The 25,978-nt window shown below is 61.7% G+C and carries 23 protein-coding genes; 9 read left to right on the top strand and 14 right to left on the bottom strand.

Going from position 1 to position 25,978, the window contains the following annotated elements; translation table 11 throughout:
- Positions 1–28 precede the first annotated feature (28 nt).
- The 4 genes from ACYVGC_RS19020 to ACYVGC_RS19005 all read right to left on the bottom strand — a co-directional run bounded on the left by ACYVGC_RS19020 (position 29) and on the right by ACYVGC_RS19005 (position 4,227).
- A complete protein-coding gene (locus ACYVGC_RS19020; RefSeq protein ID WP_460585439.1) occupies positions 29–2,197 on the bottom strand; it encodes a flotillin family protein in 2,169 nt (722 codons plus the stop codon).
- 162 nt (positions 2,198–2,359) lie between these two features.
- Complete coding sequence (locus tag ACYVGC_RS19015) at positions 2,360–3,001, bottom strand: hypothetical protein (RefSeq protein ID WP_460585438.1); 642 nt, start codon at positions 2,999–3,001, stop codon at positions 2,360–2,362.
- An 87-nt stretch (positions 3,002–3,088) separates the two neighbouring features.
- Complete coding sequence (locus ACYVGC_RS19010) at positions 3,089–3,796, bottom strand: PspA/IM30 family protein (RefSeq protein ID WP_460585437.1); 708 nt, start codon at positions 3,794–3,796, stop codon at positions 3,089–3,091.
- 11 nt (positions 3,797–3,807) lie between these two features.
- A complete protein-coding gene (locus ACYVGC_RS19005) occupies positions 3,808–4,227 on the bottom strand; it encodes a type III secretion system chaperone family protein (protein WP_460585436.1) in 420 nt (139 codons plus the stop codon).
- A gap of 160 nt (positions 4,228–4,387) precedes the next feature.
- Here ACYVGC_RS19005 and ACYVGC_RS19000 point away from each other — a divergent pair, with 160 nt between their 5' ends.
- Positions 4,388–5,185, top strand: coding sequence for an XRE family transcriptional regulator (locus tag ACYVGC_RS19000; RefSeq protein WP_460585435.1), 798 nt, complete (start codon positions 4,388–4,390; stop codon positions 5,183–5,185).
- Here ACYVGC_RS19000 and ACYVGC_RS18995 read toward each other — a convergent pair.
- Both ACYVGC_RS18995 and ACYVGC_RS18990 read right to left on the bottom strand, forming a co-directional pair.
- Positions 5,182–5,733 (bottom strand): hypothetical protein, encoded by a 552-nt coding sequence (locus ACYVGC_RS18995; protein WP_460585434.1) that lies wholly within the window; start codon positions 5,731–5,733, stop codon positions 5,182–5,184. The genes ACYVGC_RS19000 and ACYVGC_RS18995 overlap by 4 nt on opposite strands.
- Positions 5,723–6,826 (bottom strand): AAA family ATPase, encoded by a 1,104-nt coding sequence (locus tag ACYVGC_RS18990; protein WP_460585433.1) that lies wholly within the window; start codon positions 6,824–6,826, stop codon positions 5,723–5,725. The genes ACYVGC_RS18995 and ACYVGC_RS18990 overlap by 11 nt, the downstream gene beginning before the upstream one ends.
- Before the next feature lie 48 nt (positions 6,827–6,874).
- On the opposite strand from ACYVGC_RS18990, the gene ACYVGC_RS18985 reads away from it, so the two are divergent.
- Positions 6,875–8,230, top strand: coding sequence for a sigma-54-dependent transcriptional regulator (locus ACYVGC_RS18985; RefSeq protein WP_460585432.1), 1,356 nt, complete (start codon positions 6,875–6,877; stop codon positions 8,228–8,230).
- A gap of 9 nt (positions 8,231–8,239) precedes the next feature.
- On the opposite strand, the gene ACYVGC_RS18980 is transcribed toward ACYVGC_RS18985, so the two are convergent.
- Positions 8,240–10,225, bottom strand: coding sequence for a glycoside hydrolase (locus ACYVGC_RS18980; protein ID WP_460585431.1), 1,986 nt, complete (start codon positions 10,223–10,225; stop codon positions 8,240–8,242).
- A gap of 181 nt (positions 10,226–10,406) precedes the next feature.
- Between ACYVGC_RS18980 and ACYVGC_RS18975 the strand changes: the two genes are divergently transcribed.
- Positions 10,407–11,888, top strand: a complete 1,482-nt coding sequence (locus ACYVGC_RS18975) for a sensor histidine kinase (RefSeq protein WP_460585430.1) — start codon at positions 10,407–10,409, stop codon at positions 11,886–11,888.
- Between the two features lie 23 nt (positions 11,889–11,911).
- Here ACYVGC_RS18975 and ACYVGC_RS18970 read toward each other — a convergent pair whose 3' ends face one another.
- Positions 11,912–12,346, bottom strand: a complete 435-nt coding sequence (locus tag ACYVGC_RS18970) for a hypothetical protein (RefSeq protein WP_460585429.1) — start codon at positions 12,344–12,346, stop codon at positions 11,912–11,914.
- Positions 12,347–12,514: 168 nt separating this feature from the next.
- Here ACYVGC_RS18970 and pulA point away from each other — a divergent pair, with 168 nt between their 5' ends.
- Entirely contained in the window at positions 12,515–14,533 is a 2,019-nt protein-coding gene (gene pulA, locus ACYVGC_RS18965; RefSeq protein WP_460585428.1) for a type I pullulanase, read from the top strand.
- A 6-nt stretch (positions 14,534–14,539) separates the two neighbouring features.
- Here the strand turns inward: pulA and ACYVGC_RS18960 are convergent, their stop codons facing one another.
- From ACYVGC_RS18960 to ACYVGC_RS18950, 3 genes are all read right to left on the bottom strand, one after another.
- A complete protein-coding gene (locus tag ACYVGC_RS18960; protein ID WP_460585427.1) occupies positions 14,540–15,109 on the bottom strand; it encodes a c-type cytochrome in 570 nt (189 codons plus the stop codon).
- Between the two features lie 105 nt (positions 15,110–15,214).
- Positions 15,215–16,219: a glycosyltransferase gene (locus ACYVGC_RS18955; RefSeq protein WP_460585426.1), complete on the bottom strand. Its 1,005-nt coding sequence runs from the start codon at positions 16,217–16,219 to the stop codon at positions 15,215–15,217.
- A gap of 251 nt (positions 16,220–16,470) precedes the next feature.
- Positions 16,471–17,433, bottom strand: a complete 963-nt coding sequence (locus ACYVGC_RS18950) for a lysylphosphatidylglycerol synthase transmembrane domain-containing protein (protein ID WP_460585425.1) — start codon at positions 17,431–17,433, stop codon at positions 16,471–16,473.
- A gap of 57 nt (positions 17,434–17,490) precedes the next feature.
- Here ACYVGC_RS18950 and ruvC point away from each other — a divergent pair, with 57 nt between their 5' ends.
- The 4 genes from ruvC to ACYVGC_RS18930 all read left to right on the top strand — a co-directional run bounded on the left by ruvC (position 17,491) and on the right by ACYVGC_RS18930 (position 22,519).
- Positions 17,491–18,135, top strand: coding sequence for a crossover junction endodeoxyribonuclease RuvC (gene ruvC, locus ACYVGC_RS18945; protein WP_460585424.1), 645 nt, complete (start codon positions 17,491–17,493; stop codon positions 18,133–18,135).
- A gap of 176 nt (positions 18,136–18,311) precedes the next feature.
- Entirely contained in the window at positions 18,312–18,803 is a 492-nt protein-coding gene (locus ACYVGC_RS18940) for a carboxypeptidase-like regulatory domain-containing protein (RefSeq protein ID WP_460585423.1), read from the top strand.
- A gap of 389 nt (positions 18,804–19,192) precedes the next feature.
- The gene (locus tag ACYVGC_RS18935) at positions 19,193–19,705 is read left to right on the top strand and encodes a carboxypeptidase regulatory-like domain-containing protein (protein ID WP_460585422.1); all 513 of its coding nucleotides are present in this window, start codon (positions 19,193–19,195) and stop codon (positions 19,703–19,705) included.
- Between the two features lie 183 nt (positions 19,706–19,888).
- Positions 19,889–22,519 carry an ATP-binding protein gene (locus tag ACYVGC_RS18930; protein WP_460585421.1) on the top strand — a complete coding sequence of 877 codons (2,631 nt, stop codon included), beginning with the start codon at positions 19,889–19,891 and terminating at the stop codon, positions 22,517–22,519.
- 49 nt (positions 22,520–22,568) lie between these two features.
- Here ACYVGC_RS18930 and ACYVGC_RS18925 read toward each other — a convergent pair whose 3' ends face one another.
- Entirely contained in the window at positions 22,569–23,309 is a 741-nt protein-coding gene (locus ACYVGC_RS18925) for a LytR/AlgR family response regulator transcription factor (protein WP_460585420.1), read from the bottom strand.
- Positions 23,310–23,560: 251 nt separating this feature from the next.
- Here ACYVGC_RS18925 and ACYVGC_RS18920 point away from each other — a divergent pair, with 251 nt between their 5' ends.
- Entirely contained in the window at positions 23,561–24,523 is a 963-nt protein-coding gene (locus ACYVGC_RS18920; protein ID WP_460585419.1) for a glycoside hydrolase family 5 protein, read from the top strand.
- Between the two features lie 106 nt (positions 24,524–24,629).
- On the opposite strand, the gene ACYVGC_RS18915 is transcribed toward ACYVGC_RS18920, so the two are convergent.
- Together ACYVGC_RS18915 and ACYVGC_RS18910 are read right to left on the bottom strand one after the other, a co-directional pair.
- Positions 24,630–25,442 carry a PhzF family phenazine biosynthesis protein gene (locus ACYVGC_RS18915; RefSeq protein WP_460585418.1) on the bottom strand — a complete coding sequence of 271 codons (813 nt, stop codon included), beginning with the start codon at positions 25,440–25,442 and terminating at the stop codon, positions 24,630–24,632.
- A 149-nt stretch (positions 25,443–25,591) separates the two neighbouring features.
- Positions 25,592–25,783 carry a cold-shock protein gene (locus ACYVGC_RS18910; RefSeq protein WP_151087837.1) on the bottom strand — a complete coding sequence of 64 codons (192 nt, stop codon included), beginning with the start codon at positions 25,781–25,783 and terminating at the stop codon, positions 25,592–25,594.
- Positions 25,784–25,978 lie beyond the last annotated feature (195 nt).

The raw sequence follows: 25,978 nt of genomic DNA, 5'->3' as shown, positions 1-25,978 counted from the left end.
GGGGGTGAGGTGTCGCCTGGATGGGCCCCTACTTCAAATCAATCGACTTCACCGGCTTGTCGCTAATTCCGAGCGCCGCGGCCGTGCTGGCCAACTGCGAAATGGTGCTGCGCGTCTGCTCATCACCGGCTTTATTCATCAATTGCAGCAGCAGCGCCGACACGCTCAGGTTTTTCATATCCTCGCTGCTGATGCCAAATTGACCAACGAATTTGCGCAGATTACTTTTAAAATCGCCGCCGCCGTTGTGGTCAAAAAATGCGTTCTTTACCGTACTCAGCACCTCGCTGTTGTGCACGGCGCGGTCGATGGATTTGCCCTTGGTAATCGAGCCGATAATTTGGTCGAAGAACATGGTTTCGCCGCCCACGATGTCGATTTTGGCCGCTTTGAGGGCCGCACCGATAACGTCGGCCTGCGAGGCGGCAATATCCTTCTGGATGCTGATTTGGGCCAGCTCCACCGACTTTTCTTTGTCGAGGCGCAGCTTGAATTCTTCGTGGTCTTTGCCGATGCCGTCGAGCTTTTTCATGGCATCGGCCTTGGCCTCAATGCCCTTGGCTTCCACGGTAAAGCGCTGCTCATTTACGGCCACTTCGGCGAGGCCTTTTTTCTGGTCGGCAGTGGCGCGGGCCTCTACTACGTCGGCCTCGGCCAGGCCCTTTTCGCGGTTGACTTTAGCGGCCACGAAACCAATTTTCTCATCAGCTTCGGCCTGGGCCGTGGCTTTCACCTGAATGGCCTGGGCCTCAGCCGAGGAAGTGAGCTGCATAACGGCGGCGTGGGTTTCGCCCTCCTTCTGGTGGGCGGCGGCTTTGGCCTGCATCACTTGCGCTTCGGCTAGGCCCACGGCGGCGGCTTTACTGGCCTCCGCATCGGCCATGATGCGCATAGCAGAGGCGCGGTGGTCGGCAGCGGTGCGGTCGCCCTCGGCGTCGATTATCACCTGTTTAGCGCGGAATTCGGCAGCCTGGCGCTCCATATCGGCGTTGCCGACCATGTTGATGGAGGCGGTTTCGTTGCGCTGGTGGGCAGCAGTGAGGGCCACCGATTTTTCGCGTTCGGCCAGGGCCTGGGCGCGGGTATCCTTGATGCGCTCCTCCTCCTGCACGGTTGCTTTCTCCACCGTAATGCGCTCGCGAATAATTACTTGAATATTCTTTCGCTCTTCTTCCAGCGCTTTCTCCTTTTCAATCTGGGCCAGGGCTACGATGCGCTCGCGCTCGTTGGCTTCCAGGGCTTTAGCCTGGGCCACGCGCTCGGTTTCGATGGCGTCGGTGCGCTCCTTGTTGCGCTCGGCCACCAGTATCTGGCGGTCGCGGTTTTGCTCGGCCACTTTCACTTCTTCCTCAGTTGTGATGCGGGCGCGCTCCCCTTTCAGGCGCTCTTCCTGGCGCACTTTCTCGATTTCGGAAGCCTCGCGGGCCCGGATGCTGGCAATTTCGCGGAGCTGTTTTTCCTGATTTTCAGTTAGCTGCTTTTCGAGCTGCAAAATGGTTTCCTGCGCCTCTACGTCCTGCTTTTTAATGGTCTTTTGCTGGTCGCGCTGAATCTGGTTGGCCTGAATTTTTTGCTCCGAGGTCAGGGCAATTATTTTCTTGATGCCTTCGGCGTCCAGAATATTATCCTGGTTGAGCGCATGGAGCGGCGTTTGCTCCAGATAATCAATTGCGCAATCATCAAGCACGTAGCCGTTTAGGTCGGTACCGATGATGCGCAGAATTTCCTGCTTGAATTGCTCCCGCGAGTTATACAATTCAATAAAGTCAAAGTGCTTACCCACCGTTTTCAAGGCTTCCGAAAACTTAGCGTCAAACAATGCTTCGAGGGCCAGCGGGTCGGAAGCGCGGTGCGCGCCAATGCTTTGCGCTACGTTCACCACGTCGTCGTGCGTCTTGTTCACGCGCACAAAGAAATTCACTTTCACGTCGGCGCGCATGTTATCCTTGCACACCAAACCTTCAGCGCCGGCACGAGCTATAATAATGGTTTTCAGCTTAATATCCATCACCTCCATCTTGTGCAGAATGGGCACGATGAGGATGCCGGAAAACGAAACTTTCGTGTCGCCCATGCCGGTGCGCACCAGGGCCTCGCCCTGCACGGCTTTTTGGTACATCCGGGCCACAATGGCCAGGAAACCAATTATTAACACGCCGAGCACCACCAAAACGGCCCAGGAAATTTGTGCAACCATGTGAAATTAAGTTGAAGTGCAGAATAAGTGGGGAAATGAAAATAATTGGTCAGAAAAGCTCGAAAATGCCCTCTATTATGCCATTAAGTGCTAATTCAGCAACTAGCTTCGCTAGCAAGGTGAGCACTTCCTTTAGGAAGATTATCGCTTTGATAAGCATTTTTAAGCAAGATTATAGGGCTCAATTAAATAGCAGCGGCGGGACGTGTCGTAGTCGATTACCAGGGCCGTGTCGCCCTTGCCCAGGGGAAGGCCGGTGGTGCGCACATTGAGCTTGAGCGGCGCGCCGTCGATGTGCACGGTAGCCTGGCCGAGCTGGTCGGCGGTGGCGGGCAGCAGCACGGTGCACACCTTGCCTAGGGCCACGGCCCCGGCATCGTGGTCTTTTTCGAGCGCCGCAAACAGCCGCACGAAGGGCAGCGTCAGAAACTTGGCCAAGAAGATGCTGCCCACCAGCAGCGGCAGCAAAAACAGCAGCCCGGGCAGCAGCGCCGTGTTGCCGGTATAGTAATTAACGAGGATGCTGCCCACCCACAGCGGCAGCGCCACGAAGCTGATAAACACCATCAGCGGGATGCGACCGAGGTTGAAGAAAGCCAGCGCCCCGTTGAGCCAATCGGAGTTGCCCCCGACCGGGTGCAAGCTATCAACATGAAAACCCGCGTGGGTATCTACATGAAAATCAATCGTTTTAAAATCCAGTAGCCCCACAATTACCGTGAGCCAGTACAGCAGTACGAACACGAGCAGCCCGGTAGCCACCAGGTTAGGCGGGAGCACGGCGGCTTGTAGAAGTTCGGTCATAAATTATGACAAAGAGTGCGCAGGTTTTGGACAGGGTAAATATCGTCGGATATCGTCCTTCATTACAGCGTAGCCGTGGTTACCGGGCTATTCGGCCAGGCCCAGCTTGGCTTTGAGCGCCTGCAAGTCTTCGGCAGCCTGCCCGGCCCCAGCTTTGCCGATGGCCTTATCAATCTCAGCGTCAATACTTTTGCTTTCCTGGGCAATTTCACCGTATGATTCGGCCAGGGCTTCTTGCACGGCTACTTTTTCTTTCATGCGCTCGAGCAGCGTCACTGTGCCCGACGAGTCGAGCTGCGCCAACTGCTTGTTGATGTTCATGGTGGCCGTGCTCACCGTCACGCGGGCCTTCAAGGTTTTCAGCTCGTTTTCCCACTGGCTGATGGTCGATTTGAGGGCCTGCACGCTTTGGTCGAGCTGCGCGGCCGACTTGGCAAACCGCTCTTGGTCGGTGGCCGAGCGGGTGGCGTGGGCGTCGTTTTCAGTTTTTTTCAGGAGTGCCTCGGTGGCGAGGCGGTCGGCTTCGGCGCGGTCGAGGTCGCCCTTGTGGGCGCGCTGGAGGAGCAGCACGGCCTTGTTTTCGTAGTCGGCCGCCTTGGCGCGGTAGCCCTCGCCCTCGTTGCGGGCCCGGATAACCATTGCCTTCACTTCGGCCAAGCCGTGCAGGCTTTTATCGAAGTCCTGGCGCAGGTCGCGCAGGCCCTGCTCAGTCAGTTTAATGGGGTCTTCGAGCTGGTTGACGGCGGAATGGGCCTCCGACTGCCCGATTTTGAAAAGACGCTGCAAGATGTTCATGACGCGAAAAATTAGGCGGTGAGGGGTTTGGAAAATCGAATTAATTCGTCGGCAAACTCACTGAGCAACAAGCCAAGAGAGTTGATGCACGCCTCCAGCTCGGGCAGGGTAAGTGAGTCGATTTGGAGCGTGTCGCGGAAGATGAGGCGGCGGCCGGTGTCATCCAAGGCAAAAGCTCCGTGGATAATGTCGCGGTTCTTTTGCAGCAGCTGCCGGTAAATGTCGAGCGAGGGCGCGGGCAGCTCCAGCAGGTATTGCTCCAGTATCAGCAACGGGTCGCCGCAGCCAATGACGAGGTTGCGAATGCCCAGCTCGGGCTTGTCGACCACCAGCAGGTGCGCCTGCTCATCGGCGTGGCGGATATCAAAGCCCAGCTCCAGCAGGTAGGCATTGATTTTCAGGAAGTAGTCATGGGTCATAAGCACGGCCATAAATGTAGCGCTACTCAACTCACCAAGCTGCCCGGTAGCAGCTTGCTCAAAAAACTAGCGGCTTGCCAGCCCGCATTCCGGCGCTGGTGGTAGATTTACGTTACAATAGTACGCCAGGTTTTTGATATGCTCGTTTTATGAGCACAATTTATTTCTTAGTATGTCGTTCGTCGGGAAGAACATTCGTAAGCTGCGTACCGTTAAAAAGCTGAGTCAGGCCGCTTTTGCCGAGTTATTTGGGCTAGCTAGGCCCAGCGTGGGCGCTTACGAAGAAGGCCGCTCGGAGCCTAAAATGGAAACACTCATCCAAATTGCTCAGCATTTTGGCTTGTCCGTAGACTTGCTACTTACGAAAGAGCTGACGGTAAATGAGCTCTACAACTTCGATATTTTTCGGGAGAATGCGCCTACTGCCGCAGCCCCAAGCGCGCCACCCGCCGCGGCCCAGCCGGCCGGCACCACGCCCTACGTGCCCGGCAGCCGCAGCCTCGAATACATTGTGCAGCACCACGACCCCGCCTACCTCGACGGCCTGCCGTGGCTGAAGCTGCCGCACCAACTCAGCGGCCCCACGCGGGCCTTTGAAATTCGGGGGGCCGAAATGCAGCTGCCCAAGCAGCAGGGCCTGCGCCACAAAGACACCGTGCTGTGCAGCCGCATCAACCCCGCCCAACCTAACATCTTGATAGGCAGCCTCTACGTATTCGTGACGCCGGGCAAAATATTGGTGCGCCGCGTGGCCGGCAAGCTGGCCGACGGCCAGCGCCTCCAACTCCGCGCTGATAACGCCGACTACAGCCCCCAGGAGCTGGAGCTAACGCAGGCCCTGGAAATCTGGGAGGTGAAGGGCGTATTCACGTCGCACCTGCGCACCCCGGCCCGGCTCGATGAGCGCGTGGCCACCCTGGAGCAGCAGGTGGCGGAGCTGCTGGCGCGGGTGGCGGAACAGGAGGTCTAGACTTCGCGTACCTGCCAGAGCGCAGGTTTACGCTTGTCCAAATCATACAGAAAGAATGGAATGCCCCACTGATACAGTTTTGCGGTCAGCTTCTGGTCCAGGATATTCTTGCGGTCCTTCTCTGTCACTTTGCGTAGCAACGTACTACGTTGAGGTGCTAAAAGTGGCTCTTCCAAAAAAAGCACTACTTCAATCAGCGGTTGCTGACTTAGGCAAGCCATCGGCCGCAACGACGCATCGCCGAGGCGCTCGGCTAGTACTAGGCCAGCCAGCGTACCTAACGTTTTGCGCAGTATAGTCTGCCGAAGCTCCTCATGGCGCAGGGCAATATCGGTGGCGAGGTCGCGCTTACGCTCATCCTTCACCTCAATAAGTTGCAGATGCGCGTGCTCACCCGGCAGTCGGCACACGATGTCCATGCCACGCACCTGCTGCACGCCCTCGCTCAGAATAATGCGCCGGTAGAACCCGGCGGGCTCGTTGCTCGCTGGCTCCGCATCGTGGTCGTATTTCACCGCGTACCAACCAGCTGGGAAATCAAATGCCATGTTCTTCTCCCGGATGGTTGGCATAATACTCCCGGTCTTCGCGGATAAAAATATTCTCTAGTTCGTCGGCCTGTTTTAATTCTACTTCCAGGGCCACTACGTCGGGCAAGTGCTCAAAATTATCGGTACTGACAATGCGCGTAGCCTCGCCCGGCTCCGCATTCAGCCCAAAATATTTTATCGGTAGAGGCTTGGCATCTTTCTGCCGCGACAGAATATGGAATTCCTTGAGCAAATCTGTGCTGTGCGTAGCCAGAATTATTTGGAAGCCTTGGCGGGCTAGCTCGGCGAGGATGGCGGCTAGTTTTCGGAGTAGCGCGGGGTTTAGGTTAGCTTCGGGCTCGTCCCAGTAAAGGGTAGTATTTTGAGTAAGGCTGCCGTTTGTCAATAGCTTTTGCAGGGTACCAAACTTGCGGAGTCCTTCGGCTACCATACTCATCTCTAGGCGCTGACCTGACTTATGCACCAAATAATATTTGCCACTTTCCTCTATCACTTCACCACTGATAGCAGTGGTCAATGCTTGAATTTCTGCTGGTGGTGTGAGGTGGCGACGAGGCAGACCACGAAGTTGTTTCAACAAGTCTAAATAACTCTGTTCGATAGGTAGAACAAGTTGGTCTGCTGCTGCAAGCATCCAACTGAGGGTGAGAATTTCTTTTGCCGGAATTAATACCGGGAAAACAATCTCCTTAATTTGAAAATTCGTGTTATGAACTAGGGCAGTCTCGTCAGGTCTTTTAATCTGAAACTCGAATGACACTTCGTCACCTGAGTTAAACTCAACGAATATCGTAGCATCGTCAGTATTACCATCACGCACTAATTGACCCCGCGCAGCAGAAAGGAATGTACTTACCAGATTATTAGCAATATAATTAACAATAGTAATAGGAATAAATCTTTGTGTAATTGATAATTTAATTCGATGTTGCTCGATTTCCATTATTGCCTTGACTACCGCATATCCCAATTTCAGCACGTGGCTCTTCCCGGTCCCATTCGTCCCAACCAACACATTCAGCCCCGGCCCAAACTTAAAGTCGGCATCGGCGAAAACGGTGAAATTCTTCAGGTGGAGGCGCTTTAGCATAGTTCAAAACTACGTACTTGCGGCCCGATTCAGCCAGCCCTACCCCATATGCCCACCGGAACCCTGCTCCTCATCGACGACGAAGCGCGCCTGCGCCAGCTGCTGGCCCAGGTATTGGAGCTGGAAGGCTACACCGTGCTGCAAGCGCCCGACGCCTACCGGGGCCTGGCGCTGCTGACCCAGCACGCGGCCGAGGTACTGGTGGTGCTCAGCGACGTGAAGCTGCCCGACGGCCACGGCGTGGAGCTGCTGCCCCGCTACCGCGCCGCCGCGCCGCTGGCCGAGGTGGTGCTGCTCACGGCCTTCGGCACCATCCCCGATGGGGTGAAGGCTATGAAGCTGGGGGCGTTTGACTACCTCACCAAGGGCGATTTTGAGCAGCAATTGGTGGTGGTGGTGGAGCGGGCCGCCGAAAAAGCGCGCCTCCAGCGCCGGGTGGTGGAGCTGGAAAAGCGCGTGGGCCAGCGCCACAGCTTCGAGAGCATGATTGGCGAATCGGCGGCGCTGCGCCGGGCCCAGCACCTGGCCCGGCAGGTGGCGCCCACCGACAGCACCGTGCTGCTCGAGGGCCCCACCGGCGCGGGCAAGGAGCTGTTTGCCCAGGCGTTGCACGAGGCGGGCGGCCGCAAAACCAAGCCGTTTGTGGCCGTCAATTGCAGCGCCTTTCCCAAGGATTTGCTGGAGTCGGAGCTGTTTGGCTACAAAAAGGGAGCCTTTACGGGGGCGCTCACCGATAAAAAGGGCCTGCTAGAAGAAGCCAATGGCGGCACGCTGTTTCTGGACGAAATTGGCGAGCTGGAGCTCAATGTACAGGCCAAATTCTTGCGGGTGCTGGAAATGCAGCAGTTTACCAAGCTCGGCGATACCAAGCCCACCAGCGTGAACGTGAGGCTAGTAGCGGCTACTAACCGCAACCTCAAGCAGGAGGCCGCCGAGGGGCGCTTCCGGCTCGATTTATACTACCGGCTTTCGGTGTTCACCATCCTGGTGCCCTCGCTGGCCGAGCGGGCAACCGACGTGCCGGTGCTGGCCGGGTTTTTCTTGCAGCACTTTGCCGCCCGGCTGGCCAAGCGCCTGCCCGGCCTGGCCCCCGACACCGTGGCCGCCCTGCAAGCCTACCCCTGGCCGGGCAACGTGCGCGAGCTGAAAAACGTGCTGGAGCGCGCCGCCATCCTGGCCCCGGCCGGCGAGCTGCTGGCCCTGGACTACCTGCCCGAGGAATTTCAAAGCGGTGCGCACCCGGTTTTTACGGGTGATGACGACAGCCTGCGGGCGCTGGAAGCCAAACATATCAAGCGGCTAATGAGCGACTTGCAGGGCAGCAAGCCCGAGGTAGCCAAGCGCCTTGGTATCGGGCTCACCACCCTGTACCGCAAGCTCCAGGAATACGGGCTGGAAGACTGAGCGCGGGCGCTACTTGCTTTCCAGCGTCACGTAGGTGCCCGCTTCCAGGGTGAAGCGCGCGGTACCCTTGGCCACGGCCACGCGCGGGCCTTCCTGCACGGCGCGGGTCTTATCGGTCACGAAAAACCGCAGGGCCTTGACGGTGGCGGGCAGGCCAGTGAGCGTGACGGGCCGGGTGGCGCCGTTGTTGACCAAGTGCAGGGCGTACACGCCCTGCGCGGGGTTGCCGAGGGCGGCGGCGGCCACTTTGGGGCGGTCGGCAGTGAGGGGCAGGGCCACCACGTTTTCGGGGGTATTGGCCAGCTGCTTTAGATTCCAGAAGCGCTGGGTGGGGTGCAGCCCCGCGGGATTACCGTAAATGCCGCCGCCCGCCAGGGGCGAATAATCGGAGGTGAGCTGCCATTGCAGGATGCTCAGCGGCTGGCACTGGGCCAGCAGGCGGGTGTAGAGCGTGATTTCCTGTAGGGCGTAGGTCGATTCCTCAAACACGGCCGGGTAGCCCCAGGCCTGGGCGTCGATGCTGCCCTCGCCCACCAGCAGCGGCAGCTTGATTTCGCGGGCCGCCGCGGCCCATTTGGCCAGTGTGGCATCGTCGCAGCCGCGCCACGAGTGAAACGATACCGCCCCGATGTAGGGCCGGGCCGCCGGGTCGCGCAGGGCCGGGTAAATAAACTCATACGTGGTGGCGTCGGAGTTATCGCCCAGCAGTAGCTTGGTTTTCAGGCCTCTGGACACAAAATACGCCCCCAGTCCCTTAATAAGCTCGTCGTGCTCCTGGCCGGTCTGCCGGATATTGATGCCCAGGTCCGACTCGTTGAACGAGAACATCGCCACCTCCACGCCGTACTTTTCTTTAAGGTAGAGAATGTAGTCGGCAATGGACTTGTAGCTGGCCTGCATATTATTCTTGTCTAAGGGGTTACCCCAAATGCCATCGGGACCGGGCCCGCCGCCGCGGGCACGTTGCCCCACAATGGCCCACTGCGGCGCCGACCACGCCGTGACGATAACCGGCATGCCTTTTTTACTCAGGCGCTGGGCCATCTCCATCGACTCCTGCACGTGCGGGTGCAGCTGGCCCTGGCGGGCGGCAGCGGTGGGGTCCTGGGCCAGGTCGGGCTGCCACAGCTGCCAGGGCATCTCGACGCGGCCCCAGGCCACGCGCAGGTTTTGGAGGCAATAGTCGATTACCTGCGGGTCGTTTTTGGGGCTTTGCAGCCGGAAATTACCCCCGAAGCCCGCGAAGGGCCGGCCGGGCTGCGCCGGGTTCAGGGCCAGGTGGATGGGTGCGCGGTCAACCGGCCCATTGGCGCTGATTGTGAAGGCCTTGTGCGCCGTTTGGCCTTTGGCCAGCGCCCCCAGCTGAATGGGCACGTAAAGGCGGCACGGGCCCGCCTTAGCCCCCGCCTGGCGGCGCAAGAGGACTTGCGTGGGCTCGGCAAAGGCCAGCTCCACCTGGTAGGCCCCGGCCACCACGCGCACCCGGCGGGCGGGCACCTGCGTTTCGGCCGCTGGGTTGGCTAACGACTGCTCAGTCAGCATCTTACCAGCGGCATCGAGCAGCTGCACCTTGGCTTGCGCGTAGGTTGCCTGGGGCAGGGCGAGGCTGAAAAACGCCCCAAGCATGTTGGTAGCGGCCAGGGCCGTAGCGTCGATGGTTACGGCGGCTTTGCCGGGGCCCAGGTCCTCCACCGTTTCGCGCAGGCTCAGGCTGTCGAGGCGGGTGGTTACGAGCTGCTGAACGCCCTGGCGCGTGTAGCCGGGGCGCTGCCGCTCCTGGGCGGTGGCCGTCACGTGGGCCCAATCCTGGGTAACCAGCTGGAGGCTAGACTCAAACTCCTGCAATTGCCCGCTCACGCGCAGGCCGTTGATGTTGCCCCAGGGCGTGACTTCGGCCTGGCCAAAAGCCGGCTGCCCACCCAGCGCCAGGGCCAGCACGCCCGCGGCCCAGGCCGCCAGGCGAAATTTAGGAGCGAAAAAAAGAGCGGTTTTCACGGGCAAGGCCAACGGGCAAAAGGGTGGGGAAAGGCGATTGACAATGCTACCGCGGGATTTTTGGCGGCAGTAATAGTATTGCTGCGTTGTTTTGCCGAATCGCGCCGCCTGTAATGCGTTCGCCGCGCCGGCTATCAACGAAGCGGCTGCTTGTAGCTCGCGCCAGCCTTTGCTTTGCACTATGTCCTTGAAAATTCAAATTCGCCTGGGGGTTTTGCTCATGCTGGGGCTGCTGCTGGGGCTGGGCAGCTACGTGATTCTCACCATTCACCGGCTCGAAACCGAAATAGCCAGCGTGCAGCAAACCAACGCCTTGGCGGCGCAGCGAGCCGTATGGTTATTTTTGATAATCAGCACTTTATTGGGCATAATTCTGATGGTACGCTTGCCCCGCCTGGTCACGCGCCCGCTCACGCGCCTCACCGCCGACGTGGAGCGCGTGGCTGCCGATGGCCCTGTGACGCGCGTGGCCGTAACGCGCAACAACGAGGTGGGCAGCGTGGCGGCGGCCGTGAACCGGGTACTGCGCCAGGCCGAGGACGAGCGCCGCGCCACCCTGGCCGAGCTCATCACCCAGCGTAACCGTACCGACAGCCTGGTACGCGGCCTCGACGAAGGCTTGCTACTCATTGACCAGCACGGCGTTATCGTGCTGGCTAATCCCGTGGCCTGCCTGCTGCTGGGCCAGCCCGCCAGGGAATTGCTCGACCAGCCCGCCGCCGCCGTGGCCCAGCGCAACGAAATGCTGCGCGAGTGGCTGCGCGCCCTGGCCGCCCCCGCCACCGCGGCCACGCCCGCCAACCCTACCGAAGCCAACCGGCCCACCGGGCCCGTTTTTTTGGTGCGGCCGCACGGTGAAAATCTACACTATCAACTCACCGTGAGTGAAGTAACGGAGCTGAATGAGGAGCTGAAAAAGGCCGTACCGGCGGGCCACGTTTTTTGCCTGCGCGATGTGTCGGCCTTCAAAAACCTCGACCAGGTGAAGTCGGAATTTCTGGCTACCATCTCGCACGAATTGAAAACGCCATTGGCCAGTATCAACCTCAGTTTGATGCTTATGCAGGACGAGCGCCTCGACGCCCCGCGGCGGCTCGAAATAGCGGGCGGCATCCGCTCCGAAACCCAGCGGCTGCTGGGCATGGTGGGCCAGCTCATTGAGGTGTCGCGGCTCGATGCGGGCAAGGAAATTCGCCTCAACCTGGCCCCCGTGCCGCTGCCCGAGGTGGTGCGCTACGCCACCGACATCGTGCGCGCCCAGCTCACCGACAAGGCCCTGCGCCTGGCCGTGCTGCTGGCCGAGCCCCTCCCCTGCGCCCTGGCCGACGTGGAGAAAACCACCTGGGTCCTTATCAACTTGCTATCCAATGCGATACGCTACTCGCCGCACGGCGCGGCGCTCACCATCCGGGCGGTGCCGTGGGGCGAAATGGTGCAGCTGAGCGTGGAGGATGAAGGCCCTGGCATTGCCAAGGAGCATCACCAGCGCATTTTTCAGCGCTTTGGCGGCGTGGTGGGGCCGGCCGGGCAGGCCCGCGGCAGCTCGGGCCTGGGGCTGAGTATTTCCCGTGAATTTATCACGGCGCAAGGCGGGCAATTGTGGGTCGAGAGCCAGCCGGGCGCGGGCAGCTGCTTTACGTTTACGCTGCCCACAGCGGGGTAAACGTGAAGCAGCTGCCCGCGCCATTACGCCACCGCCCGCGCTCCCTGGCAAAGCTGGCACTGCGTGAGCCACGCCGTGAGCGGGCCCTCTTCCGCAAAAAATGCCACCTGGTTGGCTCCCGCCGTAGGCCCGCCCATCGCTTCCAACAGCTTAGGACTAAGCAAATACCCCAGGCACACCGGGCCCGCCAACCGCTGCGCCGCCCGGGCCAGAAACTCGGTGGTGAGCCACTGCCGGTCGGCCTCCTCGGGGGCGTTGCGGCTGCGCAAATCGACTTGCCAAAACGGGCAGCCCACGGCGCGCGCCAGCCGCAGCGTGGCCCGGTAGCCCTGCCGCAGCTCGGCCGCCGACACCGGCCGCCGCCAGCGCGCCACCAGCAGCTGCAAGTCGGCGCGGTAGCGCAGCTCCAGAAAATCAGTTTCTGGGCCGGGGGTAGTCAGGGAGGGCACGGTGGTCATGGCAAAGGGGAATGGTAACCAACGGGAGGAGGCTCGTTTCGACGGCGAAGGTTGCCAGGGGTTTAGTCGAACTAGCGGTTTAGTCGGCCGGGGACGGGGCTTTCCAGACCAATGGGCCGTATTCGCCCGGTGGCGGCGCGGGCCCCGGGCGGGCCTTACTTTGCCTGCATGATTCGCCGCTTGTTTTGCCTGCTGCTCGTGCTTTCCCTCCCCGCCACCGCGCTGGCCCAGGCGCCCTACCCCGATGCCGCCCGCTACCCGCTCGGCCAGTACCCCTTTTACCAGGGGCCCGACCTGGGGCTGACGTTTGACCCGCGCACCGGCCAGGGCACCCTGCGCGTGTGGGCCCCCACCGCCGAAGCCCTGCGCCTGCGCCTGTACGCGGCGGGCACGGGCGGCGCGCCCACCGCCACCCACGAGCTAATCCATAGTACCAGTGGCACTTGGGTGGCAACCCTGCCGGCCGGCACCACGGGCTTCTACACCGTGCAGGCCACCATTAAGGGCCACGCCATGGCCGAAGTAGCCGACCCCTACGCCCGCGCCGTGGGCGTAAACGGCCACCGCGGCGCCTGGCTCGACGCGGCCGCCGCTGCCCCACCCGACTGGGCCGACGACCGCCGCCCCCGCCCGCTCAATGCCACCGACATTGTGGTGGGCGAGGTGAGCGTGCGCGACCTGTCCAGCGACCCACAGTCAGGTATCGTGCACAAGGGCAAGTACTTGGGTTTTACCGAAACCGGCACCGCCGGCCCGCAGGGCGTGAGCACCGGCCTGCAGCATATGCAGGAACTAGGCATTACGCACGTGCACCTGCTGCCCGTCAACGACTTCGCAGCCATTGACGAGAGCCTGCCCGCCGCACCCAGCCGATATAGCTGGGGCTACGACCCGCTTAATTATTTCGTGCCCGAGGGCTCATACGCCACCGATGCCGCCGACCCGGCCGTCCGCATCCGTGAGTTTCGGCAGTTGGTACAATCGCTGCATCAGCGCGGGCTGGCGGTGGTGGTCGATGTAGTGTTCAACCACGTGGCCGACGCCGGCACGAGCGCGTTTGAGCAGCTGGTGCCGGGCTATTATTTCCGGCACAATGCCGATGGCACGCTCTCCAACGCCACGGCCTGCGGCAACGAAATCGCCTCCGAGCGGCCCATGGTGCGCAAGCTCATCGTAGAGGCCACCAGCCACTGGGCCCGCGCCTATCACGTCGATGGCTTCCGCTTCGACCTCATGGGCGTGCTCGACCTCGAAACCATGCGGGCCGTGCGCGTGGCCCTGGACCAACAGAACCACCGCATTTTCATTTACGGCGAAGGCTGGGCGGCCGGCCCCAGCCCCCTGCCCGAAGCCCTGCGCGCCGTGAAGGCCAACCTGCCCCGCCTCAACCGCATTGCCGCCTTCGGCGACGAGCTGCGCGACGGCGTGAAAGGCCACTACGCGCATCAAGCGGAGGCCGGCTTCGTGGGCGGCCAGCTGGGCCTGGAGGAGAGCGTGAAATTCGGCATCGTGGCCGCCACCCAGCACCCGCAGCTTGATTACCAGAAGGTTAACTACAGCAAAGCGCCCTGGGCCAGCCAGCCCGGCCAGGCTCTCAACTACGTGGCCTGCCACGACGACCGCACCCTCTGGGACAAGCTGCGCGTTGCCAACCCCACGGCCAGCGAGGAGGAATTAATTCGGATGGATGCGCTCTGCAACACCATCGTATTCACATCGCAGGGCGTGCCGTTCCTGCCCATCGGCGACGACTTTTTGCGCACCAAAAAGGGCTCCTCCAACTCGTACAACCTGCCCGATAGTATCAACCAAATCGACTGGGGCCGCAAGGCGCAGTACCCCGCCGTGGCTACGTTCTACCGGCAGCTACTGGCCCTGCGCAAGGCGCACCCGGCCTTTCGGCTACCCACGCAAGCACTTATTGCGCAGCATCTTACCTTTTTACCGGGCTTGCCACCCGGCACCATCGGCTACCAACTGACCGACCACGCGGGCGGCGACGCCTGGCAAACCATCACCGTCTTATTCAACGGCCAGCCCCAGCCCGCCACGGTGCCCGTGCCGGCTGGCAGCTACAAGGTGGTGCTGCGCGGCCTCGACATCAAGCAAAGCGGGTTGGAAACGCTGAGCGTCGGCGCGAGCGGTGTTACCGTACCGGGAAGCACGGCGCTAGTGCTTGTGCAGTAGCGCGAGTTAGTTAGCAGCTGTATTTTCAGCCAAACTACTATCATCAATCATACCGCTACCTTCCTGCGACTTCACCCAGGCTACGATGATGGTAATATCCTGGTCCGAAAGCTGCGGAAAAGCGGGCATCTGTTGCTTGCCATACTCATCGAATAGCTTCACGGCGTATTCGTCGCCACTGGCAATGACTTTGCTAGAGTTTTTTACCCACTTAATAAGCCACGGTGTGGGCCGGCGCTTGCTGATGCCAGCCAGCGCCGGGCCCACCACTTTGTCGTTCACAGCGTGGCACTGGGCACAATTGTTTTTGAAAAGCATGTCGCCCGCCGCGATAGCGCTAGCTTCTTTACTGGAAGAAGGAATGTATGTATTGGTAGCAGAACTTGTGTCACCATAAGATATATCGTGCTCACCTAAATCTTCTGCTTCCTTTTTTAACTGCTTGTCCAAGTTCTCCCGTGCATCACCGGCCGCAAACCCAACCAGCCCCGTCGCACTCAGCGCCAGAAACCCAATTAATAAAACGATGATGCCCATGCCAATGGAAAGGGCAAAGCTTGCTTGGTTGGTACGCATGGCAGTGAAGAAATAAGTCCTTTTATACAACCCTACCGTTCAGCTTTTGCTTCCTGAAAAACTGATTATTTCAGAAAATATTCATCTGGTCTCACAGCAGCTGAATTACCGTACCTGCCGGCCCTTCCAGGCGTAGCTGCCGCGCCGGGCGGCCAGGCCCACGGCCAGCGCGTAGGGCGCGTAGAGCAGCTGCAAGGGCAGCAGCCACCCCAGCCAGCGCCGCCGCCGCAACAGGCCCAACATGGGCCAGAGCAGCCAGCCATCGGCCCCCAGCTTGAGCACCCAGCCGGCGGCCACCCACGGCCCCAGCGCCGGCCAAGCTACCGCCAGCCCCAGGCCCAGCGCCAGGCTCACATTGGCCCCCACCACCAGCAGCGCCAGCTGGCGCGGGGCGGCCGTGCGGTAGTGCGGATACTTGCTGGCCCAGCGCACCCGCTGCCGCAGCAGCGCCCGCAGCGTGCCCGGCGCGGACGTATCCACCACGGCCCCGACCTCGGCCAGAAACCGCACCCCGGCCGGGTAGCGCTGGTGGATTTTGTGCAGTAGAAATTCGTCGTCGCCACTGGCAATGCCTTGGTTATCAAGATAGCCGCCTACTTCGTGAAACGTGCTGCGCCGGTAGGCCAGGTTGGCCCCATTGCACATGGTGGGCCGGCCCCGGGCGATGCACCCCGCCCCCACTCCCACCAGCCCCGCAAACTCCAGTGCCAGCAGCCCATCAAACCACGCGCCGCCTGGCGTGAGCCGCACTGGCCCGCTAATAAAATGCAACTCCTTGCTTGATTGATGATTAACCAAATCAGCGTACGCTTGCAGCCAGCCGGGACCGGGGCGGCAGTCGGCGTCGGTGCCTACCACCCAGGGGGCGCGGGCCTGCGCCTCGGCGGCGGCCAGGGCGGCTTTTTTGCCGGTAGCGCCGGGCGGTAGGGAGATGAGGCGCAGGGCAAAGGGCATGGTGGAGGCCGCCGCCGCCAGCAGTGCGGCCGTGCCGTCGGTGGAGTGGTCGTCGGCTACGAGCACCTCGAACAGCTGCGGGTTTAATTTTTGGTTTTCAAGGGATTGCAACAAGCGCGGCAGCGCGGCGACTTCGTCACGGGCGGCGATGAGCACGGAGAATAGCAGCCCAGCCGGGAGCACCTCACCCCCTAGCCCCCTCTCCAAAAAAGAGGGGGAACTAGCCTTTAGCTCTAAACCAGACTCTGGAGCTAGTTCCCCCTCTTTTTTCGGACTTCGCGCATGAAGCGAACCGGGGCTAGGGGGTGAGGTGCTCCCAGGCAGTGAGGTGCCCCCACCCCGCAGCCAGCCCCACACCAGCGCGTACCCCACCGGCCCCAGCAGCAGCAACGCCCCCAGCAGCCCCATCATCGGGCCTTGCGCTCGCGCAATACGCGCAGGCCGGGCAGCAGCAACAGGCCCAGCGCGCTGGGCAGCGCAATGTTGATTACCCACAGGCTCAGGCTGGCGCTCAGCACTGGCAGCACCGGCTGCCCCAACAGGCCAAACAGGTGCGTGGCCGACAGCTCGCGCACCCCCACGTCGGCCAACGCGTTGAGCGAGGGCACCAGCGACTTAAACAAGAACGTACCCGCCACGGCGGCCATAGCCGGCCCCAGCGGCGTGCGCACCCCGTAGGCATAGAGCAGCAGCAAAAACTGCCCGCAAAACACGGCATAGCGCAGCCCCGAAATGCCCAGCACCGCGTGCAGCTCGGCGGGGCGGTAGGTGGGCATCACGGCCAGGTAGCGCCGGAAGCGCCGCAGCGGCCGCATCAGCGCCAGCACCGCCAGTAGCAGGCGCGAGCGGTAGAGCGGCAGCAGCACCGCCGCGCTGGCCAGCCCAGCCGCCGCCACCACGCCCACCTGCGCCGCCGGGTAGCCGCCCAGGTAAAATTTCAGCAAGAAATACAGCAGCCCCGCCCCACCCGCCAGCACGGTAGCCACCAGCTGCGCGTAGCGGCCCAAAAACACGGCCCCCACCGCATCGAGCCGCCGCCGGCTGTGCAATTCCAGGATGCGGGCGGCGTAGTCGCCCACCCGGTTGGGGGTAGCGAAGCCCAGCGTGAGGCCCAGCAGCACCGCCCGCAGGCTGCGCCCATAGGAGTGGCCCGGCTCCAGATGTCGGGCCAGTAGCTGCCACTTCCAGGCCTCCAGGCCCCAGTTGAAGGGCACCAAGGCCAGGGCGGCCAGCACCGGCCCGCGGCCCGCCCCGCTGAGTGTGGCGGCCACTAGCTGCCGCCAGGCCGCGGCCGTGTCGGGCGCGGCAAACACCGAGTGGTACAGCAGCCCCAGCGTGAGCAGCGTGATGCCCACCTTGGCCAGCAGCACCCAGCGCGGGCCGCGGCGGGGTGGGCCGGGGGGCGGCGGGGCGTAACTTTGACCAACATGGCCGTTTCCCGCAATTTGCCCCCCGCCCCCATTCAACGGCTCCCCCCGGCCGAGAAGGTCATCATGGGCGTCGACCCCGGCACCCAGATTATGGGCTACGCCATTATTGAGGTGCGCGGGCAGCACGTGAAGGTGCTGCAATACGACGTTATCAATATGAAGGCGCTCGGGACGAATCACGCCGTAAAGCTAAAGCGGATTTTCACCCGCATGCTGGAGCTCATCGACGAGTTTCTGCCCGACGAGCTGGCCATTGAGGCCCCGTTCTACGGCGTCAACGTGCAGAGCATGCTCAAGCTGGGCCGGGCACAGGGCGTGGCCATTGCCGCCGCGTTGTCGCGCGATATCCCGTTTGTGGAGTACGCGCCTACCAAGGTCAAGCAGGCCGTAACCGGCTCGGGCGCGGCCGATAAAGAGCAGGTAGCCCGCATGTTACGCCAAACCCTGGAGCTACCGCCCATCGAGGAGGCCCCCAAGTTTTTGGACGCCACCGACGCCCTGGCCGTGGCCCTGTGCCACCACTACCAGCAGGGCAACAACGTGAAGGCCGGTGCCAAAAGCTGGGGTAAATTTTTGGAGGATAACCCGGCCCGCGCCCTGGCCACTACCACCGTAGCGCGCAAGCCCGGCCGCGCCAAATAGCCGCCGCGCCATAGCACAGGTAAATCTAATCGGTTGAAAGTACCAATTGGGCCACGAAAGCGGCCCATTCGGATAGCGGAGCTTTGGCAAAACATAGTACCCGGGTAGCTTTGTTAAAGGATACTAATTCACCCTAATATCCAACAGCCCTCGCCGCCTGCCCGCCTCGCTCTACTATGAAATTCTTCACTATTCGCATTTTCGCCGCGGCTTTCTCTACTTTAGTACTAGCTGGGTCTGCGCTAGCGGGCACGGGGCCCACCGGCAAGCGCCCCGTCGGCCACACCCACCAAGTGCTCGACACGGTGACCAAAGCCCCGGCCGCTACTACCACTAAAAAAACGCCCGCTGCCCAACCGGCCGGCCCCACTACCACCCTCGTACCCGTGGCCCCCGAGCAGCTGGCTGCCGCGCCCGCCGCCCCACAGGTATTGAAGCTCAAGGGCATTGTGCTCAATGCCGATGGCCAGCCCTGCCCCGGTGCCAGCGTGTACCCCGCCGGTGCGCCGCGCCAGCTCGTAGTGACCGATGCCAATGGTGCCTTTGCGCTACCCGTGCCTATGGGCGGGCCCGTGTCGCTGCGGGTAGAGTATTTTGGGGTGGGCAGCAGCCGCGTGGAAGTTGCCGCGCCTTCAACCGATGTGCTGCGCATCACCTTGGGCCAATAAGTAGCGGGCCCCGCCCAAACTTCTTTTCAAAACCTCTTCTCAGTACCTGAGGGAGGTTTTTTTATGCCCGCTTGCAGCTGGCAAAAGCCTGCTTACACCCCCCCAGCGGCGAGCCACTAACTATTAACTACTTAGCAATCAACTATATCTGAAACAGCCAGCTACAACGCGATTCTCAGGCTAGCGAACGGGGCGGGCGATGGGTCTGACTACAAACTTGCTGTAAGTCTATTCAATCTGATAAAAATACCGCACCCGCCCCCATAAACCATCGGGCTAGCAAAAGCAGTCATTCGGATACCAAGCGTGGCAAAGCCTCTGACGAGGCAACTACTTTGAAGTACAAAACATTCTCTGGCAGCCCACTGGTACTTTATCCTCGCTCTTTTATGCTACGCCTTCGCTTTACCTGGGCTGCCCCCGTTGCCGCGCTCCTCCTATCGGGCGGGCCGGCCCGGGCAGCTCCTACCCAGCCGACCGGTGGCCCTGCCGCCCGGTCACTGGGGCACCACGCCACTGCATCCCGGCTGGGGGCCGTTCGAGCTACCCCCAGCCGGCCAGCGGCCACGCAGCTGCGGCCCGCCACCCTGGTGGCGCTGGGCAAGCCGGCCGCCGGCCAGCCCCCGGTACTGCTGGTGCTGGCCACGCCGGCAGCCGCACCGCTGCTCTACCTGACGGGCACCGTGCTCGATGCCGATGGCCAGCCCTGCCCCGGTGTGTGCGTGTTTCCAACTACCAGCTCCCGCCAAATTGCCATCACGAATGCCGAAGGATATTTCCAGCTGCAAGTGCCCCCGCACGCGGCCCTGAGCCTGCAAGCTGAGTACGCGGGGCTCGGCAGCAGCCTGGTTGCGCTCACCGATTACCTGGGCCAGCCAGTGCGCATCGTGCTAGGGCGCTAACTACCGCTCCCAGTGGAGCTTACCGCAAACTATAAAAGCCTCTTACCTACTGGAAAGCAGGCTTTTTTGCGTAAAAAAGGGTACTTGGCCCCCGCGGCGAGCTACTGGCTACCCCGTTTTTCCGGTTGCCTACGTTATTTTCGCTGCTATTCGCTTTGCTAGCCCTGCCGCTTTCTCGTCCTTATGCCTTCCCAACCCGCCCCGGCCGCCCCAGCTGATGAGCTTACGCCCTTTCTGCTGGCCGAAATTCAGGCGCTAGCCACCTTATCGGAGCAAAACCCCAACCCCATCGTGCGCCTCGACAGCACGGGCCGGCAGCTGTATGCCAACCCCGCCGCCCGGGCCCTGAGCCAGGGCCTGAGCCGGGCCGAGCAGGTGTGGGTGCGCCAGCAGCTGCGAGCCGCAGTGCTCACCCACGACCACGCCACCGAAATACGCGTGGGCGAGCGGCACTTTCTACTGCAAAAGGCGGCCATCGTCCCCCCCGCAGGTAGCGTTACCCTCTACCTGGCCGAAACCACGGCGCGCGTCAAGGCCGAGCAGCAGCTAGCTGAGCAGCAAGCCTTTATCAGCGATATCCTGGACACCATTCCCAGCTCCATCTTTGTGCGCGACACGGGGGGCGAGCTTATTTTTCAAAATCGGGTGGCCGCCGCGCTCAGCAGCCAGGCTACCCACTTGCGCGAAGGCCACAGCCCCGACCCTACCACCGACCAGGCCACCGAAGTAGACTCGTACCGCGCCACCCACGCGCAAGTGATGGCGAGCGGCGAGCAGCTGGGTTACGAGCAACAAATAACCCTCAACTCGGGCGAAACGCGCTACCTCTACACCATCAAGCGCCCGCTGCTGCGGCCCGATGGCACCCGCCAAGTACTGGGCGTGAGCACCGACATCACCGATAAAAAACTGGCCGACCAGGCGCTGGCCGAGCGCGAAAAGCAGTACCGCGACCTGATGACGCACTCGCAGGCGCTAATCTGCACCCACGACTTGCAGGGCACCGTGCTCACCGCCAACCCCATGGCCACCAGCTTGTTGCAACGCCCCTATCCCCTGGAGCCCGGCTGCCAGCTGCCCGAGCTGGTGCCCGCCGCGCACCAGGCCAGGGTGCAGGAATACTTGCAGCAGTTTGAGGCTACCGACAACCAGCGCGGAGTGCTGGCCATCAACAGCCCCAACGGCCCGCGTTACCTGCTCTACGACAATCACTTGGTGCGCGAAGCCGGCCAGCCGCCCTACGTTATCGGCTACGGCCAGGATATTACCGAGCGCATTCAGGCCGAGCAGGAGCTGCGCCGAGCCAAAACCGCCGCCGAGGCCGCCGTGCTGGCCCGCGAAAACTTCTTGGCCAACGTGAGCCACGAAATTCGCACGCCCCTCAACGGGGTGCTGGGCATGGCCAGCCAGCTGGGCAAAACCACGCTCAATGCCCGCCAACAGGATTTTGTGCGCACCATCCGGCACGCGGGCCAGCACCTGCTGCACGTTATCAACGACGTGCTCGACATGGCCAAGATTACCTCGGGCAAGCTGGAAATGGAAGCCGTGCCCTTCAACCTCTGCGACTCGATGGGCGAGGCCATTCGCCCGCTGGCCACCCAGGCCCAGGAAAAAGGCTTGCACTTTGCCGGCACGCCGCTACGCACTACCTGCGCTTACCCCTGGGTGCTGGGCGACCCGCACCGCCTCAACCAGATTCTTATCAACCTGGTAGCCAATGCGATAAAATTTACCGCGCCGGGCGGGCGCATTATCGTGATTGGCGAGCAGCTGGCCGAAACGGCCACCAACCTCACCGTGCGCTTCACGGTGGAAGACACGGGTATCGGCATTGCTGCCGACAAGCAGGAGATGATTTTTGAGGGCTTCACCCAGGCCTACTCCGACACCACCCGGCGCTTTGGCGGCACGGGCCTGGGCCTGAGCATTTCGCGGGCGCTGGTGGAGCAGCTGGGCGGGCAGCTCACCATCAGCAGTGAGGTGGGCGTGGGCAGCACCTTCGGCTTCACCCTCACCCTGCCCAAAGCCGACGCGCCCGCGGGCGCCCTGCAAGGCCCCGACGCCTACGATACCGGTGCCCTGCACGGCCGCCGGCTGCTGGTGGTGGAAGACAATGAGATAAACCGCACCGTGGCCCGCCTGCTATTTGAGGGCTGGGGCGCGGTGGTAGAGGAGGCAGAGGATGGCCTGGCCGGCGTGCACCGGGTGCGCGACGCGGCCCTGCCCTACGACCTGGTGCTGATGGACATTCAGCTGCCCGGCCTCAATGGCCTCGATGCCACGGCGGCCATTCGGGCGCTGCCCGACCCGGCCCGGGCCAACCTGCCCATCATCGCCCTCACGGCCAATGCGTTTCGGGCCGACCGCGACCGCTACCTGGCCGCCGGCATGAACGCCTGCCTGGCCAAGCCCTTCGAGGAGGAGGAAGTGTACCAAACCCTGGTGCAGCTGCTGCCGGGCCCGGCCATTGCGGCCGCCTACGACCTCACCCGGCTGCGGGCGCTGGCGCGGGGCCGCGAGGAATTTGTGCTGAAAATAATCCGCTCCTTTTTGCGCAACATTCCCGAAAGCCTAGCCCAGCTGCGCGCCGCCGCCGCCACCGGCAATTGGGATGAGGCCGCCAAAATTACCCACCACATCAAGCCCAGCCTCGAATCGGTGGGTGTGCACCACGTGGCCGATGCCGTGCGGCAGCTCGAAACCGCCGCCGTAGCCAACTACCCACGCCTACCCACCGCCGCCGCCCAACTCGCCGCCCAGGTGCAGCGCGTGCTCACCGAGCTTCCCCGCGAACTACCGAGTGAGCAGTGAGCAGTGAGCAGTGAGCAGCGAAAACTACTCATTGTTCACTGCTCATTACTTACAGGCTTCTTAAGTGGCGGGTAAACTCTTCCTGGTACGACTTACCAATCGGCACCTCGTGGGTACCGAGCTTAATCATATTGTCCTCAATGGCCTCGATGCGGCGAATATTGACGATGTAGGAGCGGTGCACCCGCACAAAATGGGCAAAGGGCAGGCGCTCACTCAGCGCTTTGAGGGTGAGGTACACAATGTGCTTTTGGGTGGCCGTTACCAACACCGAGTAGGTGGATAAGGCCTCGATGTAGAGCACCTCGGCAAAGTTGACTTTGATGGTTTTGGTGCCAACTTTCACGAATAAGTCGTTGGCCGACTCGGGCGCTTTGGGGGCGGGCAGTGGGGCCACCGGGGCGGGCGGGCGCAGGGCCAGCACCTTGGCTATGGCTTGGCTGAAGCGCATAAATTCCACTGGCTTCACCAGGTAGTCAACTACTTGCAGCTCGAAGGCTGCCACCGCAAAATCGCGGTGCGTGGTTACCAGCACAATGGCGGGGGCGGGCTTGGGCAGCAGCTTGGTCAGCTCCAGGCCCGTGATGGTGGGCATTTCTACGTCGAGCAGCACCAAGCCGCACTGGCCCCCGTTGCGAAAAAACTCCAGCGCTTCGAGCCCCCCCGGCAACGACGCCACCAGCTCCAGCTCGGGCGTCAGGTCCACCAAGTGTTCCAGCGTCAGCCGGTTAATCTCATTGTCGTCGACGATGATGCAGGCGAGGCGATTGGCAGTAGGGGTAGCAGTCATAGCGCGTAAGTGCAGAGCAAGGCTTGTGGAAACGAAGTTGCAAGCTACTAGTGACCGGGCGTATCGCCCGCGGGTATATACTCGCTACGGGCCCCGGCCGCCCTGGCCGCCCCGGCCCCAGCGCGACACCGCGACACCCCCGGCTTCCTGGGCCAATAAATGATAAAAGCCTATTATAGAGAGGGTTTTGATGAGCTCTACCTTGCAGCCGCAAAGTTTCTCATTTCCCACCCTTTTTTCCTTTTCTCCACATGGGTCTTTTCCCTGCCTTTTCTTCCACCACCCGCCCGGCCCGCTTGGCCAGCTTGCTCTTCGGAGCCAGTGCCCTGCTCGGCGGCTGCAACACCCACCAGGCCGCCCCGGCCCCCCAAGCCGCCACCCCCGCTACCACGGCCGACCTCACGGCGAACCTGGGCAACGGCGTGAACCTGCAGCCGTCGTACTACAACGGGGGCAACCCCAACTTTGGCTGGGCGCTGATGAAGCAGCAAACCAAAATCAAGACCGTGCGCATCGAGATTGAGCCCGGCTACGTGACGCAGGCCAAAGGCTGGATTTCGCAGGCCAAGGCCAACGGCTACGCCGTGATTGCCACCTACCACAAGTCGTCGGTGCTAGGCAGCGACAATGCGGCCGAAGTAACGGCCGCCGGCAACTGGTGGAAAGCCAACTACGCCACCCTCGGCGGCGGCTTTACCATCAACCTCATCAATGAGTGGGGCAGCCACAACATTACATCGAATGCCTATGCCTCGGCCTACAACAGTGCCATTAGCACGGTGCGGCAGGTGTACGGCGGGCCCATTATTCTCGACATTCCGGGCTACGGCCAGGAAACGGCCACCGCCGCCGCCGCCGTAAAGGGCACGGGCGGCACCAAAATCAACGATACCAACATCATCCTGTCGGTGCACGTGTATCCCAACGGCTACAACCAGGGCAAAAACCACACGCTGCAAAATTCCGACCTCGACGACCTGGCCTCGGCCGGGCGGCCTTGCCTCATCGGCGAGTTTGGCAATTCTCCGTCGGGGCCGGCCAACTGGTCGGGCATCGTGAGCTACGGCAAAAGCAAAGGCTGGACCGTGCTGGGCTGGGCCTGGAACGGCGACGGTGGCAGCATGAACATGGTGAGCCCCGCGTGGGCCTCCAACGGCAGCGCCAGCTCGTTTACGCTTAGCTCGTACTTTAGCGCCGTATATAACCTGCTGTAGAAGGGATTACGGAAGCCGGTCACCTAGCGGCTGGCAACCCTACGCAGGTATTCAAAAAACGCCCGACGCACTGCGCCGGGCGTTTTTTTGTGGTTACCCAGCTCATTTATAGCTGCAAGTCACCGCGCAAAAACGTAACGGCGTAGCCCCCGATATCCACGCGGTCGCCGCGCAGGCGGCACCACAGCTCGCCGCCCCGCGCCGATTCCTGGCGGGCAAACAGCTCCGTTTTGCCCAGCTTCTCGGCCCAGAACGGGATGAGCGTGCTGTGCGCCGAACCGGTAACCGGGTCTTCGGGCACGCCCACCTCGGGCGCAAAGAAGCGCGACACAAAATCGACCGTGCCACTGCCCGGCGCGGTAGCAATAAGGCCAATGTAGCCCAGGTCGATAAGCGCCACAAAATCAGGCTTTAGGGCCAGTACCTCGTCGGCGTGGGCAAACTCGACCACCAAATCGCGCGAGGCCAGCACGGCCAGCGGCGTGGCCGCGCCGGGCCCCAGCGCGCGCAACAGCACTTCGGGGTGCTCGGCCGGAACTAGCGGATGGGGCGGGCGGCTCGGAAAGTCGAGCACCAGCTTGCCATCGGCCTCCCGGCGCACCTTCAGCAGGCCGCTTTTGCTTTGGAACACTATTTCGGGCTTAGCGTAGCCGCGCTCGTTCCACAGCACGTGGGCGCTGGCCAGCGTAGCGTGCCCGCACAGGTCAATCTCGAAGGTAGGCGTGAACCAGCGCAGGTGAAAATCAGCCTCTTCGCCGCTGAGCGGCACGAAAAAAGCGGTTTCGGCCAGGTTGTTTTCGGCCGCAATCAGCTGCATAGTTTCGGCGGGCAGCCACTCGTCGAGGGGGCACACGGCGGCCGGGTTGCCGGTGAAGGGCCGCCGCGCAAAGGCGTCGATTTGATAAACGGGGATGGTCATGGCAATGGGCAAGTGAGGGGCGCAAAGATGCGGCGCGACCGGCTACCGTTCCCTTTTAGCGAAGTGTTTTCCCTCCCGCTCGCCAGGTAGCGCCAAAAAAAAAGCGGCATCCCAGGAAGGATGCCGCTTTTCTAAGCTAGCGTGGCGAACTAAACGAGCGACACTTTAACTGCGTTCGGGCCTTTTTTGCCCTGAGCAATTTCAAACTGCACTTTGTCGTTTTCACGAATCTCGTTAACGAGGTCCGTTACGTGAACGAATACGTCCTCGCCGGTGCTGTCTACTTTGATGAAGCCGAAGCCTTTGGTTTCGTTGAAGAATTTTACGGTTCCTGTCTGCATAATGCTAGGGGAAAAATGGGGTTGTGATAAAGCAAGCAGCAGCGAACCTATCTATTAACGTAGCGCAAACTACTTAATGGTACTGAAACGTGGCGATTTGCCTTTTGTGCTCCAAAGGTACATCCCATTTAGCAAATGAAAGCTAGCGATGGCTGGTATTGTGCCAACTGGTGGGCGCTGACCAGATTTTGGCGG

Source organism: Hymenobacter arcticus (genome assembly GCF_054779975.1).
This window is presented reverse-complemented; position numbering and strand designations above follow the sequence as displayed.

What these genes read in the sequence shown, in the direction of transcription:
- ACYVGC_RS18975 (WP_460585430.1), top strand. Translation starts at nt 10,407, where the DNA reads ATGTCCTTGAAAATTCAAATTCGCCTGGGGGTTTTGCTCATGCTGGGG.
- ruvC (WP_460585424.1), top strand. Translation starts at nt 17,491, where the DNA reads ATGGCCGTTTCCCGCAATTTGCCCCCCGCCCCCATTCAACGGCTCCCC.
- ACYVGC_RS18925 (WP_460585420.1), bottom strand. Translation starts at nt 23,309, where the DNA reads ATGACTGCTACCCCTACTGCCAATCGCCTCGCCTGCATCATCGTCGAC.
- ACYVGC_RS19020 (WP_460585439.1), bottom strand. Translation starts at nt 2,197, where the DNA reads ATGGTTGCACAAATTTCCTGGGCCGTTTTGGTGGTGCTCGGCGTGTTA.
- ACYVGC_RS18985 (WP_460585432.1), top strand. Translation starts at nt 6,875, where the DNA reads ATGCCCACCGGAACCCTGCTCCTCATCGACGACGAAGCGCGCCTGCGC.
- ACYVGC_RS18935 (WP_460585422.1), top strand. Translation starts at nt 19,193, where the DNA reads ATGCTACGCCTTCGCTTTACCTGGGCTGCCCCCGTTGCCGCGCTCCTC.
- ACYVGC_RS18910 (WP_151087837.1), bottom strand. Translation starts at nt 25,783, where the DNA reads ATGCAGACAGGAACCGTAAAATTCTTCAACGAAACCAAAGGCTTCGGC.
- ACYVGC_RS19005 (WP_460585436.1), bottom strand. Translation starts at nt 4,227, where the DNA reads ATGGCCGTGCTTATGACCCATGACTACTTCCTGAAAATCAATGCCTAC.
- pulA (WP_460585428.1), top strand. Translation starts at nt 12,515, where the DNA reads ATGATTCGCCGCTTGTTTTGCCTGCTGCTCGTGCTTTCCCTCCCCGCC.
- ACYVGC_RS19010 (WP_460585437.1), bottom strand. Translation starts at nt 3,796, where the DNA reads ATGAACATCTTGCAGCGTCTTTTCAAAATCGGGCAGTCGGAGGCCCAT.
- ACYVGC_RS18930 (WP_460585421.1), top strand. Translation starts at nt 19,889, where the DNA reads ATGCCTTCCCAACCCGCCCCGGCCGCCCCAGCTGATGAGCTTACGCCC.
- ACYVGC_RS18970 (WP_460585429.1), bottom strand. Translation starts at nt 12,346, where the DNA reads ATGACCACCGTGCCCTCCCTGACTACCCCCGGCCCAGAAACTGATTTT.
- ACYVGC_RS18990 (WP_460585433.1), bottom strand. Translation starts at nt 6,826, where the DNA reads ATGCTAAAGCGCCTCCACCTGAAGAATTTCACCGTTTTCGCCGATGCC.
- ACYVGC_RS19000 (WP_460585435.1), top strand. Translation starts at nt 4,388, where the DNA reads ATGTCGTTCGTCGGGAAGAACATTCGTAAGCTGCGTACCGTTAAAAAG.
- ACYVGC_RS18995 (WP_460585434.1), bottom strand. Translation starts at nt 5,733, where the DNA reads ATGGCATTTGATTTCCCAGCTGGTTGGTACGCGGTGAAATACGACCAC.
- ACYVGC_RS19015 (WP_460585438.1), bottom strand. Translation starts at nt 3,001, where the DNA reads ATGACCGAACTTCTACAAGCCGCCGTGCTCCCGCCTAACCTGGTGGCT.
- ACYVGC_RS18940 (WP_460585423.1), top strand. Translation starts at nt 18,312, where the DNA reads ATGAAATTCTTCACTATTCGCATTTTCGCCGCGGCTTTCTCTACTTTA.
- ACYVGC_RS18960 (WP_460585427.1), bottom strand. Translation starts at nt 15,109, where the DNA reads ATGCGTACCAACCAAGCAAGCTTTGCCCTTTCCATTGGCATGGGCATC.
- ACYVGC_RS18915 (WP_460585418.1), bottom strand. Translation starts at nt 25,442, where the DNA reads ATGACCATCCCCGTTTATCAAATCGACGCCTTTGCGCGGCGGCCCTTC.
- ACYVGC_RS18920 (WP_460585419.1), top strand. Translation starts at nt 23,561, where the DNA reads ATGGGTCTTTTCCCTGCCTTTTCTTCCACCACCCGCCCGGCCCGCTTG.